We start from the raw sequence: 13074 nt of genomic DNA, 5'->3' as shown, positions 1-13074 counted from the left end.
CTTCTTTCCTGTTCAGGCCGCCCGATCGACGAGCAGCAAGGTCGATGTCGCGGAGGCATAGAGTTTGCCGGCCATGTCGATCAGACGCGCCTCGGTATGCGCCACCCTCTTGCCCATCGACACCACCTGGCCGATTGCACGGACCATCCCGACCCTGTCGGTCAAGGGCGCATGATAGGCGACCTTGAGTTCGAGCGTGACGCAGTTGATGGGCACTTGGGCCGCGGAGTTCGCCGCGATGCCGCAGGCCGAATCCAGCAGCGTCGCGGCATAGCCACCATGGGCGATGCCCATGAAATTGTAGGTCTGCGAGGTGGGCGTCGCGACAAAGACGACCTTCCCCTCCTCCGCCTCAAGCAGATCGATGTCGAACAGGTCCATCATGGGCGGCCGGGTGCCGGCCGCCATGAACTGTTCGATCTCTTCCAGACCGGTCATCGCTTACCTCAAAGCTTTTCGGTCAGTTCAGGAACGATCTTGAAGAGGTCGCCGACCAGGCCGATATCGGCGACCTGGAAGATGGGCGCGTCCTCATCCTTGTTGATCGCGATGATGGTCTTGCTATCCTTCATGCCAGCAAGGTGCTGAATCGCACCCGATATGCCGACGGCGACATAGACTTCCGGCGCCACGATCTTGCCGGTCTGGCCGACCTGAAAATCGTTGGGCGCATAGCCAGCATCGACCGCTGCGCGGCTTGCGCCCACACCCGCGCCCAGCTTGTCGGCCAGCGGATCGATCACGCCATGAAACTGCCCGGCCGAGCCCAGCGCTCGCCCGCCCGAGACGATGATTTTGGCCGAGGTGAGTTCCGGGCGCTCGGACTGGGCGATCTCGGCACCCACGAAGCTGGAAAGTCCCGCATCCGTGCCCGTCGCAGCCTCGATACTGGCCGAGCCACCCTCGCGGGCCGCCTTCTCGAAGGCTGTGCCACGCACCGTGATAACCTTCTTTGCATCAGACGACTGGACCGTCGCGATCGCATTTCCCGCGTAGATGGGACGCGTGAACGTGTCAGCGCTTTCCACCGACAGGATGTCGCTGACCTGCATCACATCAAGCAAGGCCGCCACGCGCGGCGCGATGTTCTTGCCATTCGAAGTGGAAGGCGCAACGAACGCGTCATAGCCGCGCATCAGGTCCGCGACGGCCGGCGCGACATTCTCGGGCAAAGCGTGTTTGAACGCCGCATCGTCGAACGTTACGACTTTGGCGACACCCGCGACCTTCGCAGCAGCCTCGGCCACGCCGCCGATGCCCGCACCGGCAACCAGCAGATGGACCTCACCAAGTTTGGCAGCGGCGGTGACGGCCGATAGCGTCGCATCCTTGACCGACGCATTGTCATGTTCAACCCAGACGAGCGTATTCATAACTTATTCTCCGAGAAATCCGCCCCCGCTTCATCTCTGTGCGCACAGGATGAAGCGGGGTGCGCCGTCACTTGCATGGGAGAGGTTCGGCAAGTTCGGCGCGTTTGAAAGTTTATCAAATCGCCATTTCCTTGAGCCTGGCGACCAATTCATCGACGTCGGCCACCTTGATGCCCGCCGAGCGCTTGGGGGGTTCGGTCACCTTGAGCGTCTTGAGGCGCGAGGCGATCTCAACACCGAGATCGGCCGGCGTCTTCGTCGCCAGCGGCTTGGATTTGGCCTTCATGATATTGGGCAGGCTCGCATAGCGCGGTTCGTTGAGACGCAGATCGGTCGTCACGATCGCCGGCAGTTTGAGGCTTACGGTCTCCAGACCGCCATCCACCTCACGGGTCACCGCGACAGTCTCGCCCGATACTTCGACCTTGCTGGCGAATGTGCCCTGCCCCCAACCGAGAAGGGCTGCCAGCATCTGGCCGGTCTGATTGGCATCATCGTCGATGGCCTGCTTGCCGAGGATCACCAGGCCTGGAGCCTCCTCGGTGGCGATGGCCTTCAGGATCTTGGCGACGGCGAGCGGCTCGACCTCATCGTCAGTCTGGACGAGGATCGCGCGGTCGGTCCCCATGGCGAGCGCGGTGCGCAGCGTTTCCTGCGCCTTGGCGACGCCGATCGACACCACCACGATTTCGGTCGCGACTCCCTTTTCCTTGAGGCGGATAGCCTCTTCGACGGCGATCTCGTCGAACGGGTTCATCGACATCTTCACGTTCGCCAAATCGACGCCCGTCCCATCCGCCTTCACGCGCGGTTTCACATTATAATCGATAACCCGCTTGACGGGCACAAGCACCTTCATGGATCAATCCTACTCTGATTGTAATGCCGCCTGATATTCGGCAATGAGTCTCTCACAGATGGATCGGGCCGGTTGGACGGCAGTGGTAGCGCCGACACCGTGGCCTGCCGACCAGATCGTCTTCCAGGCCTTGGCCTCCTCCGAAACCGAAAGCGCGCCATGTGGCTCAGGGAGAGTCGCGGCTTCCAGCGAGGGCCGGAGAAAATTGGCCCCGACGCCGGTGACCCGGTCCGTATAGACGATATCCGCTGGTCCGGCCCCGATCACCATGTCTTTCTGTGCCGGCGAGGCGAGACTCTCTTCCGACGCGATGAAGTGGGATCCGATATAGGCAAGATCGGCCCCCATCATCTGCGCGGCCGCGATCTGGTGGCCGCGCGTGATGGCGCCGGAAAGCGCCAGCGGCCCCTGGAAGAAGCGCCGTATCTCGTCAACCAGTGCGAACGGGCTCATCGTGCCGGCATGTCCCCCCGCGCCGGCAGCGACCGCGATCAGACCGTCGACGCCAGCTTCGAGCGCCTTTTCCGCATGACGCACGTTCGTCACGTCGTGAAAGACCAGCCCGCCATAGCCCTGAACCACCTGGACAAGATCCGCGATGGCGCCGAGCGAGGTGATGACCAATGGCACATGGTGCCGAACGATCAGTTCCAGATCGGCGTCGAGCCTCGGATTGCTCTTATGGACGATGAGGTTGACGCCGAAGGGCGCCGCTCCCGGCATGGGAGCCAGCCGCTCCTCGATTTCATCCAGCCATTCACCGAAACCTTGACTGGTGCGCTGGTTGAGCGCCGGGAAAGTACCAAGCAGTCCCGCCTCGCAGCAACTGACGACAAGGTCCGGTCCCGACACAAGGAACATCGGCGCAACGATGGCTGGAATGGCCAGCCGCTTTTCGAGGCTTGCCGGAAGCGTCAAAACACGTCGTCTTCCAGCGCCATCAGCGACTTCTTGCCCGCCTTGATCGCCAGGAAGCTGGCGGTCGCCTGAGGCAGGATACGCTCGAAGAAGAACGTCGCCGTCTTGATCTTGGCATCGTAGAAGCGCTTGTCCTCGCTGCCGAAGAAGAGCTGCAAGCCTGCGATCTTGGTCGCCTTGGCAAAGCAATAGCCCATGGCCACCAGGCCCATCAGACGCAGATAGTCCGCCGACGCCGCGCCCGCCTCTTCGGGATCCTTGAGCGCCCGCTGCGCGACCGTGGCCGTCGAAAGCTGCAGCGCCCCGAACGCCTTGGCGAGCGCCTCGATCATCGGCTTCATCGGTCCGTCGACGTTGTTTTCCTCGATGAAAGCCGACACCGGATGGAAGAAGCTGCGCAGATAGCGGCCCATATGGGCGCCGAGCTTGCGGCCGACGAGATCGAGCGCCTGAACGCCGTTCGTCCCCTCATAGATCATGGTGATCCGGGCATCGCGGGCATATTGCTCGACGCCGCTTTCGCGGATGTAGCCGTGGCCACCATAGCATTGGACCGCAAGGTTCGCGCTGTCGAACGCAAGGTCGGTGAAGAGCGCTTTGACGACGGGGGTCATGAGCGCAATGAAGTCACTCGCACGCTGGCGCACTTCGGGTTCGGGAGAATGTTTTTCCGCGTCCAGGGCGCGCGAGACCCAGGCCGAGAGCGCCCGGCATCCCTCATTATAAGCCCGCATCGTCATCAACATGCGGCGAACATCGGGGTGAACGATGATCGGATCGGCTGCCTGATCGGGATATTTGGGTCCCGAGAGCGCCCGACCCTGAATACGATCTTTCGCATACCAGGCCGCCGCCTGATACGCCGCCTCGCCCACACCCAGGCCCTGGATGCCGACGGAGACACGCTCCGTGTTCATCATCGTGAACATGGCGGCCATGCCCTTGCCAGGCTCACCGACGATCCAGCCGATCGAATCATCGAAGTTCATCTGGCACGTCGCCGACGCCTTGAGACCCATCTTGTGCTCGATCGCGGCGCAGGCGACGCCGTTCGATTGACCGGGAGTACCGTCCTCCCTGGGCAGATATTTGGGGACGAGAAACAAGCTGATGCCCTTCACGCCCTTGGGGGCGTCGGGCAGGCGGGCGAGCACGAGATGGATGATATTCTCGGTCAGGTCATGCTCACCGGCGGAGATGAAGATCTTGGAGCCGGTGACCTTGTAGCTGCCATCGCCCTGCGGGACCGCGCGGCTGCGCAGGAGCCCGAGATCGGTACCGCAATGAGGCTCGGTCAGGCACATCGTGCCGGACCACTGGCCGCTCACCATCTTGGGCAGGTAGGCCTGCTTGAGCGCGTCACTGCCATGGCCCTCGATCGCAGTGGTGGCACCATGGGTGAGGCCCGGGTAGAGGCCGAAGGAGAGGTTGGACGAGCAGATCATCTCCTCGACCAGCTTGTTGACCGCTTCCGGCAGCCCCTGCCCACCCCATTCCGGATCGGATGCGAGCGCGGTCCAGCCACCTTCGGCGAACTGCTTATAGGCTTCGGGGAACCCCGCCGGCGTCCGCACGACGCCGTTTTCCAGATGACACCCCTCCTCGTCGCCCGACCGGTTGATCGGCAACAGGACGTCGCGACAGAAGCGCGCCGCCTCCTCGAGGATCGCATCGGTGAGATCCGGTGTGAACTCCGACAGCGCGGGAATATCCCCGAAGCCGTCATCGGCATGGAGTTCGTTGAGCACGAAGCGCATGTCGCGCAACGGGGCGTCATAGACTTGCATATTTATATCTCCTGACCGGTCGGCCATCCGGCCGCCGGCCGCCAATCAGTTACGCAGCGGCTTGCCGGTGACGAGCATCTGCTCGACGCGCGCCTGGGTCCGCGGGTCGCGCACCAGTTGCATGAAGGCCTTGCGCTCGAGCGCCAGCAGATCCTCTTCGGTCACGATGTCGATGAGATCCTTCTCGCCGCCCGTCAGGACGTCGGCGAGCGCGCCGGATACGACACCATCGTAAGATGTGGCGAGGCCACGGGCCTGGAAGCCTTCGACAGCCATCGAAAGAGCGGACTTGCCTCCCGCGCCAGGCAAGCGGAATTCCGGAGCCACAGGCGGTTTGTAACCGTCGGCCAGTTCCAGTGCCTTCGCCTTGGCGTCCGCCAGCAGACGGTCCCGGTTCATCGTAATGCCGTCCGAGGGACGCAGGAAGCCATGCTCCTTCGCCTCGGCGGCCGACTTTGCCACAGTGGCTGTCGATACCGTCTCGAAGACCTTGGCTACGGCCGGCATCGGCCCCTTGGGCATGCCGGGACTGGAGCGCCAGCGATCGATCATTTCACCGCATCCGCCCCAGCCAGGGATCAGACCCACGCCGCACTCGACCAGACCCACATAGCTTTCGGCATGGGCCTGCACGGCATCACTGTTGAGCAGGATCTCGCAACCGCCGCCCAATGCCATGCCGGCCGGAGCGCTCACGACCGGGAACAGCGCATATTTGAGCGCCTTGTAGGCCTGCTGCCCGCCCGCGACGAGCTTTTCGATCTCGCCCCATGCCGCGATGTTCAGTGCGAACAGAGCAAGACCGAGATTGGCGCCGGCGGAGAAATTGCTGCCCTCATTATAGACGACGAGCGCCTTGAACTTGTCCTGCACGACCGGGATCGCCTGACCGATCAGCTTCATCACATCGCCGTCGAGCGCGTTCATCTTGCCGGTGAACTCAAGGCAGGCAACGCCGTCGCCGACATCCCAGAGTGCCGCCGAACCATTTTTGAGGATCGGCTGGCTATGGAGCTTGATGTCTTCCAGCAGCAGCACGCCCTCGGGCCGCACGACATCATGATAGTCGCCGGCGGCATCGAGATATTGCCGACGGCCGTCCTGCACCCGGTAAAAAGGCCGATCTCCGGCTACCTTGAGGATCGCGGGAACATCCCGCCCCTCGGCGGCCAGCCGTTCGGCGAGCTTGCCCGGCCCGAGGCGATCGATCAGTTCGAACGGCCCGAACTTCCAGTTGTAGCCGAGCTTCATCGCGTCATCGATGCCGACGATGTTGTCCGCAGCTTCACCGACCAGACTCGCGGCATAGGAAAGAACCTTGCCGAGAATTTCCCAGGCATAGGCGCCGACCTTGCCGGGCGCAGCAACCAATGCTGCCAGGTCCTTCTCGGCCCGGCCCGGCAAGGAAGCCGGCTTCACCGATACGCGATATTCGCCGGTCGCGAGATCGAGCGCTTTCTTGGTCTTCGTCGCCTTGTCGAACGCGTAGAAACCGCCCTTGCCCTTCCGCCCGGTAAAGCCTTCCGCGATCATCCTGTCGACGAGCGGCATCGGCCTCACCGTGTCGAAATAGGCGTCACCTGCCGGCAGCGTCGAGGACAGGCTCTTCGTGAGCAGCGGCATGAGGTCGACGCCAACGAGATCGACAAGGCCGAAAATGCCGGTCTTGGGCACGCCCATCGGCTTTCCGCCGATCTGGTCGGCTTCCTCCACCGTCAGCCCCTGGTCCATCGCGGCATTGATCGCGACGGCCAGCCAGTAGGTACCGATGCGATTGGCGATGAAGCCCGGCGTGTCCCGCGCCGGCACGATGCGCTTGCCGAGCTTTCGATCGACGAAATCCGAGACGCGCCTCGCCACAGCCGTATCAGTGTCGGGGCCGGTCACGATTTCGATGAGCCGCATGTAGCGCGGCGGATTGAAGAAATGGGTGATCAGGAAGTCCTGTTTGAACTGATCGTCCCGCCCCTCGACCAGATGGCCAAGCGGAATCGTCGAGGTATTGGACGATACCGCCGTGCCCGGACGCTTGAGCTGCTCGAGCTTGGCGTAGAGCGCCTGCTTGATGTCGAGCCGTTCGACGATCGCCTCGACGATCCAGTCGCATTCGGCCACCCGCTCGAGATGGTCGTCGATATTGCCCGTTTCAACGAGCTTCGCCGCAGCCTTCGACATGAAGGGCGCCGGATCGGTCTTCAGCATCTTCGCGACCGCACCCTTCGCCACGGCGTCACGATCGCCGCCCTCCTTGGGCACGATATCGAGCAGCAGCACCGGCACGCCGGCATTGGCGACCTGCGCTGCGATGCCGGCGCCCATGACGCCTGCGCCGATCACGCAGACCTTTTTGATGGTTTCCGGCGGGGCGCCGACTGGCTTGATGGCCTGCTCGCTCATTCCGCCGCCTCCAGCACGGTGGCGATGCCCTGACCGCCGCCGATGCACTGGGTGGCAAGCGCATAGCTGCCGCCTTCGCGCTTCAGCAGAGCCGCGGCCTTGCCCACGATCCGCGCACCGGTCGCCCCCAGAGGGTGGCCTATCGCGATGGCGCCGCCGTCCAGATTGACCTTCGACTGGTCAAGCCCCAGGTCGCTGATGCAGGCCAGTGACTGGCTCGCAAAGGCTTCGTTGAGCTCGACAACGTCAAGCTGGTCCACACTGAGCCCCGCCCGCTGCAGCGCCTTGCGCGAGGCCTCGACCGGTCCGATGCCCATGATCTCCGGCTGGCAGCCAGAGACAGCAACCGACTTGATGCGGGCAAGGATCGGCAGTCCATGCGCGCGCGCATAATCCTCGCTCGTGACCAGGATTGCGCTTGCGCCATCGGTCAGCGGCGAGGACGTTCCCGCCGTTACCGTGCCGTCCTGGCTGAAGGCCGGCTTCAGCCCGGCGAGGGTTTCCGTCGTCGTGCCGGCACGCGGCGTGCCATCCTTGTCGACCACGCCCGCCTTGGTCGTGATCGGCACGATCTCGGCCTCGAGCTTGCCGGCCGCGATAGCCGCGGCCGCCTTGTCCTGACTGGCGACCGCAAAGGCTTCCTGCTGGGCACGGGTGATCTGATATTTGGTCGCGATATTCTCCGCCGTGTCGCCCATGCCCATATAGGCGGCGCTCTTCTTCGCGAGCTCGGGGTTCGGCAGCGGATTGAACCCCATCATCGGCACGCGGCTCATCGACTCCACGCCCGCGCAGATGAAGGCCTCGCCGGCGCCAAGCTGAATCTGGCCCGCAGCGATGTGGACCGAGCTCATCGACGATCCGCAGAAGCGATTAACGGTCATGCCGCCGACAGAGAGCGGCAGGTCGGCGAGAAGACCGATAAGGCGCGCGATGTTGAAGCCCTGCTCGCCTTCAGGAAAAGCGCAGCCCAGCACGATATCCTCGATATCTTCGGCCTTCACGCCGGTCTGCTGAATCAGTCCGCGAATGACCTGAGCGGCCAGATCGTCAGGGCGGACGCGCGCCAGCGCGCCCTTGCCTGCCAGGTGAAAGGGGGACCGGGCATAGCCCGCAACAACCACATTACGCATCGATGATAGCCTCTCCAGGGAATCGGACATCTGATTACCTAATGGTGCGTGAAATGACGTTTACGTCAACTAAAATCTTTGGCACTCTTCTCACGCCGTCGAGGGAATCGTCATGCACCGGTTCCCGGGAGGCTTGATATCGGAGGTCTTGGCCGAGGAACGTACGGATGCTCGCCAGTGAAAAACCGCGCACTCTCATCCCGGCGATGATGCTCGCGCCCGTCTTATCGACGGCTGCGCCTCTCCCCAAGCGCCACTGCACCTGTTTTCGAAGGCGCACACATGCGATTTTCTGAGCATCCCCTCCGGCGTCAGATCGTCGGCGAAATGCATCTGCGCCGTTTTCCTGCACTCGAATTGCCCGCCATGGCATTTCAGACGGTTCGCCTGGTCGATGAGAATGACCGGGAGAAGGAATGGCTGATCCTGGAGCAGCGATGTGCCTCTGGACTCGATCGCAACCTGCGCCACCTGGAAACGGAGTGGTCCGCCAACGGGCGGCTGGCCTGGGAAAGGCACAGTGAAGCGGTCACCACGACGCTAACGTCAACCTCGGTCAGCGCGGACGCGCAGTTCTGGTCTGCTCCCGACGTCGGCCCCTTCAGTGATACCTTGCAGTGGATGGAAACGCTGCCGGGCCTGGTCATCCGCGCAACCCACATCGTCGTTGTGGCGAACGATAGCTACGCCGAGCCGGTTGTCGATCGGGCCGACTTCCATCCGGGCCATCTCGTCTCCTGCATCATCGGGGATAGCGTCCGGATCTGGAGCGACTTTCGCATTCACGCCGGCGGCTACGGGCGCCTGGTCGTTGCCGCGAACGGGGCGGCTGACGGCGAAGTGTCGCGTTCCATCCAGCGCATTCAGGAACTGGGCAATTATCGCAATCTTTCCTTGCTTGAAGGCACGCACAGATCAATAGCTTGACGGCGTCACACACGAACACGCCCGAACCCTGACGACGGGGCCAGCAGCGCCTGACCCCTCCAATTCGCACACAACCTAATAGGCATTTTGATGACGCATTGAGCTATTGACTTACCTATACGTCATCGAGATGGTTATGGGACGCTGATTTGCCGCATATTGGCTCCAGACGTGAAACAGACGGTCGCCTGAAGGCGCGCGGAGAGGAACAATGTCGATCATTCTGACACTACTGGCTTCGAGCACTGCATTGCCCGCCGACACCGTTGTCGGTCGCTGGCAAACCGAGAGCCGTCATGGCGTCGTGGAAATCACCCGCTGCGGGCAATCGATCTGCGGTGCCTTGATCAGTTCCGACGGGATCAAAGCCAACCCCGAACTACGTGACGAAAAGAACAAGACCGCTGCGTTGCGCGGTCGTCCGCTTCGTGGATTGCAGATTCTGCAGGGTTTTACGTGGAAGTCGGGCAGTTGGTCGGGTGGTTCCATCTACAACGCTGAGGATGGCGGTACATACAGCGCGACGGTCACGTTAGCCGATCGGGATCATTTGCGCCTCAAGGGCTGCATCGTCTGGCCCCTGTGCAAGACGCAGACATGGACGCGCCTCCGATAAGCACGAGGAATTTGACAATCACGAAAGGGGAGATGGGCGTGGCAGGCAAAAATTGGAAAGTTGGGATCGCAACATCGGCCGTGGCGGCTGGATTGCTCGCGCCGCAAGCCGCGAGCGCGCAGGCCTTTTACCTTCAGGAACAATCGTCCAGAGGTGCCGGACGAGCCTTTTCGGGCGAGGTCGCCGACCAGGGCGTACAGTCCCTCTGGTGGAATCCGGCTGCGATCGCAGGCATGGAAGGAGTCGATGCCCACCAGGCCGTAAGCGTAATCCTTCCCAAAGGGTCGGTTGACAATGTCAACACGCTCATTGTCCGTCCCGGGCAGTCGGCTGCGGCTGTAGGCGGGAGCCAACGCTCTCGTGATCCGATCAATAATGGCGTACTACCCTCCGGCGCGATAGCCGTCGGCCTGACATCACGGCTCGCTTTGGGGCTGACCGTCGCCTCCCCTTATAGCTTCACAACCAATTATGATGCCGACAGCTGGGCACGGTATAGCGCCGACAAGACCAAGCTGCGAACATACGACATCCAGCCATCGATCGCCTACCTCGTTACGCCAAATCTCAGCATCGGCGCCGCGCTTAATATCGAATATGCCGACGCATCATTGTCCAACTATCTGCCGAACCTATCGCCTCTTCTCGCCGACGGCCACCAGGAGCTGAAAGGCAATGGTTGGGATCTTGGCTGGTCGGCCGGGCTGCAATATCGCGCCGGCCCCATGCAACTGGGCGCCAGCTACAAGTCGAGCGTGAAGCATAATCTCGACGGTTCGGTGACGACGACCGGTCTTCTTGGTCCGCTCGCCGGGCAAAACAGCGTAGTGAATGCAAACGCCACGTTCGAGACCCCCTGGCAGGCGATCTTCGGAGCGCGCGTGGCGGTGTCGCCCAAGGTCACCCTCAACGGTCAGGTGACCCGCATGGGTTGGTCGAAATTCGACGCTATCCGGCTCGGCGCGCCGCTCAACGTTTCAATCCCGGAAAATTACCGGGACACTTGGAGCTTCGCAGGCGGCATCGATTACGCGGTCACACCAGCCTGGACCGTTCGTGCCGGCGTTCAACACGCCCAGACCCCGACGCGCAACGGCAATCGGGACGCTCGAGTGCCTGACAGCAACCGTTGGAATTTCGCTGCCGGCACAAGCTATGCCGTGTCTTCCCGGTTCACGCTCGATGCGGGCGCAGCGTATATTACGTTCAAGGATACGACTATTGATCGCACGACAGCGGCCTATGCCGGCACGGCCGTGCAGACGCCGATCCTGATGGACGGCAAGCTCGAGGACGCGCACGCCGTCGTGCTGTCGCTCGGCGGACGTTTCCACTTCTGATGCTGGAGATCGCCATGCCCCAGCCCGCCATCAGCGCCTTCCCGTCGATACCGGAACCGGCAATTCCGCCACGGCTCCTGACCGACCTCCTCGACAATGCGTTGAACCTTTATCCCGAACGCGTCGCCATCGACTTTCTCGGGCGAACCTGGACTTATGCGCAGGTGGGGCAACTCGTTCGCCGTGCAGCACGTGGATTGCAGGATCAGGGGCTGCGCAAGGGCGATCGGTTCGGCCTGTGCCTGCCGAACTGCCCCTATTTCGCGATATTGTACTTCGCGGCGCTGCGCGTGGGTGCGATCGTGGTCAACTTCAACCCGCTCTACACGGAGCGCGAACTGGAGCATCAGATCCGGGACTCGGGAACGCGCATGATGGCGGTACCGGACGTCCGGATAATCCACGAGAAAGTGCAAGCCGTCGCGCCACGTGCCGGGCTGGACAAGATCGTGTTGTGCGGCATGAGGGATATGCTGCCCTGGCTGCAAGGCCTGGGCTTTGCGCTATTCAAGCGAAAAGACCACGCGCGGATACTCGACGAAGGCCTTCATGTCCGGCTCAAGGCGCTTCTCGCCCATGATGCCGAACCTGACGCGGTAGAACGTCACCCTGATGATGTCGCGGTCCTTCAATATACCGGAGGCACAACCGGCGTGCCCAAGGGCGCAATGCTGACCCACGCCAACCTCACGGCGAACAGCGCCCAGATGGTGGTGCATGTGGGAGGACTTCGCCCGCAGCAGGAGAGAACTCTCGGCGTCCTGCCCATGTTTCACGTCTTCGCACTCACGACGGTGCTCAACTTCTCAGTCGAAATCGGCGCCGAAATCGTCCTGCTGCCACGGTTTGAGATGAAGCAGGTTCTCAACACGATGAAGCGCAAGCCGCCGACACAGTTCTTCGGCGTGCCTACGATCTATGTTGCCCTGAACGCGCTTCCGGACGACGAGATACCCGATCTCTCGGCCGTGCGCGCCTGTATATCCGGCGGCGCACCGCTCCCGCTCGAGGTACGCGAGGAGTTCGAGGCACGCACGCGTGCCAGGGTCGTGGAAGGATATGGGCTCTCCGAAACCGCCCCGATCATCGCCTGCAACCCGTTGTTTGGGACGGTGAAGGACAATAGCTGCGGCCCAAGTTTCCCCGGCACCATCATCGAGATCCGAGATCCGGAGAATCCCTCGCGGGTTCTTCCCCAGGGAGAACGCGGAGAAGTGTGCGCCCGCGGCCCTCAGGTGATGAAGGGCTATTGGCAGCGCCCTGCAGAAACCAGTGCTGTCTTCGTCGATGGCGCGCTACGAACCGGCGATATCGGCTATTTTGATGAGCATGGCTATCTCTTCCTCGTCGACCGCATCAAGGACATCATCTTCTGTGGCGGATATAATGTATATCCCCGGATCATCGAGGATGCGGCCTACCAGCACCCGGCGGTAAAGGAGGCGATCGCAATCGCGATTCCTGACGCCTACAGAGGTCAATCTCCCAAGTTGTTCATCGCGCTGCACGAGGGATCGAACCTGACCGTCGATGAACTCAAGGTCTTTTTGCAGGATCGCCTCAGCAAGATCGAGATGCCCAAGGCCTTCGCATTCCGGGACAGCCTGCCCAAGACGTTGATCGGCAAACTTTCGAAGAAGGATTTGATCGAGGAGGAGAACAAAAAGCTCGCCTGAGCCTCTATCCCCTGTCAAGCTACGAGGCTTATGCGCTTGAGTGGTAGG

The 13074-nt window shown here is 62.2% G+C and carries 11 protein-coding genes; 4 read left to right on the top strand and 7 right to left on the bottom strand.

The features are described 5' to 3' along the window. Nucleotides 1–12: 12 nt before the first annotated feature. The 7 genes from A7Q26_RS15740 to A7Q26_RS15710 all read right to left on the bottom strand — a co-directional run bounded on the left by A7Q26_RS15740 (nucleotide 13) and on the right by A7Q26_RS15710 (nucleotide 8467). Nucleotides 13–438 carry a PaaI family thioesterase gene (locus A7Q26_RS15740; protein ID WP_004206979.1) on the bottom strand — a complete coding sequence of 142 codons (426 nt, stop codon included), beginning with the start codon at nucleotides 436–438 and terminating at the stop codon, nucleotides 13–15. A gap of 8 nt (nucleotides 439–446) precedes the next feature. After that, nucleotides 447–1373: an electron transfer flavoprotein subunit alpha/FixB family protein gene (locus A7Q26_RS15735; RefSeq protein ID WP_004206978.1), complete on the bottom strand. Its 927-nt coding sequence runs from the start codon at nucleotides 1371–1373 to the stop codon at nucleotides 447–449. Nucleotides 1374–1488: 115 nt separating this feature from the next. After that, nucleotides 1489–2232, bottom strand: coding sequence for an electron transfer flavoprotein subunit beta/FixA family protein (locus A7Q26_RS15730; RefSeq protein ID WP_066861525.1), 744 nt, complete (start codon nucleotides 2230–2232; stop codon nucleotides 1489–1491). A 9-nt stretch (nucleotides 2233–2241) separates the two neighbouring features. Further along, entirely contained in the window at nucleotides 2242–3150 is a 909-nt protein-coding gene (locus tag A7Q26_RS15725; protein WP_017503706.1) for an NAD(P)H-dependent flavin oxidoreductase, read from the bottom strand. Then, nucleotides 3147–4937, bottom strand: coding sequence for an acyl-CoA dehydrogenase C-terminal domain-containing protein (locus A7Q26_RS15720; RefSeq protein ID WP_017503705.1), 1791 nt, complete (start codon nucleotides 4935–4937; stop codon nucleotides 3147–3149). The genes A7Q26_RS15725 and A7Q26_RS15720 overlap by 4 nt, the downstream gene beginning before the upstream one ends. A 45-nt stretch (nucleotides 4938–4982) precedes the next feature. Then, a complete protein-coding gene (locus tag A7Q26_RS15715) occupies nucleotides 4983–7334 on the bottom strand; it encodes a 3-hydroxyacyl-CoA dehydrogenase/enoyl-CoA hydratase family protein (protein ID WP_004206971.1) in 2352 nt (783 codons plus the stop codon). Next, entirely contained in the window at nucleotides 7331–8467 is a 1137-nt protein-coding gene (locus A7Q26_RS15710) for a thiolase family protein (RefSeq protein ID WP_066861522.1), read from the bottom strand. The genes A7Q26_RS15715 and A7Q26_RS15710 overlap by 4 nt, the downstream gene beginning before the upstream one ends. Nucleotides 8468–8749: 282 nt before the next feature. Here A7Q26_RS15710 and A7Q26_RS15700 point away from each other — a divergent pair, with 282 nt between their 5' ends. The 4 genes from A7Q26_RS15700 to A7Q26_RS15685 all read left to right on the top strand — a co-directional run bounded on the left by A7Q26_RS15700 (nucleotide 8750) and on the right by A7Q26_RS15685 (nucleotide 13026). Continuing rightward, the gene (locus A7Q26_RS15700; RefSeq protein ID WP_004206967.1) at nucleotides 8750–9394 is read left to right on the top strand and encodes a DUF3422 family protein; all 645 of its coding nucleotides are present in this window, start codon (nucleotides 8750–8752) and stop codon (nucleotides 9392–9394) included. 211 nt (nucleotides 9395–9605) lie between these two features. Beyond that, nucleotides 9606–10010 carry a DUF2147 domain-containing protein gene (locus tag A7Q26_RS15695; RefSeq protein WP_026109759.1) on the top strand — a complete coding sequence of 135 codons (405 nt, stop codon included), beginning with the start codon at nucleotides 9606–9608 and terminating at the stop codon, nucleotides 10008–10010. A 32-nt stretch (nucleotides 10011–10042) separates the two neighbouring features. Further along, nucleotides 10043–11350: an OmpP1/FadL family transporter gene (locus tag A7Q26_RS15690; RefSeq protein ID WP_036526777.1), complete on the top strand. Its 1308-nt coding sequence runs from the start codon at nucleotides 10043–10045 to the stop codon at nucleotides 11348–11350. After that, a complete protein-coding gene (locus A7Q26_RS15685) occupies nucleotides 11350–13026 on the top strand; it encodes a long-chain-fatty-acid--CoA ligase (protein ID WP_376747075.1) in 1677 nt (558 codons plus the stop codon). The genes A7Q26_RS15690 and A7Q26_RS15685 overlap by 1 nt, the downstream gene beginning before the upstream one ends. The last annotated feature ends 48 nt before the right edge of the window (nucleotides 13027–13074 follow it).

Origin of the sequence: Sphingobium sp. TCM1, from assembly GCF_001650725.1 — a bacterium.
Classification (GTDB): domain Bacteria; phylum Pseudomonadota; class Alphaproteobacteria; order Sphingomonadales; family Sphingomonadaceae; genus Sphingobium.
The sequence above is the reverse complement of the archived record's forward strand: the minus strand, read 5'-3'. Positions and strand labels throughout refer to the sequence as shown.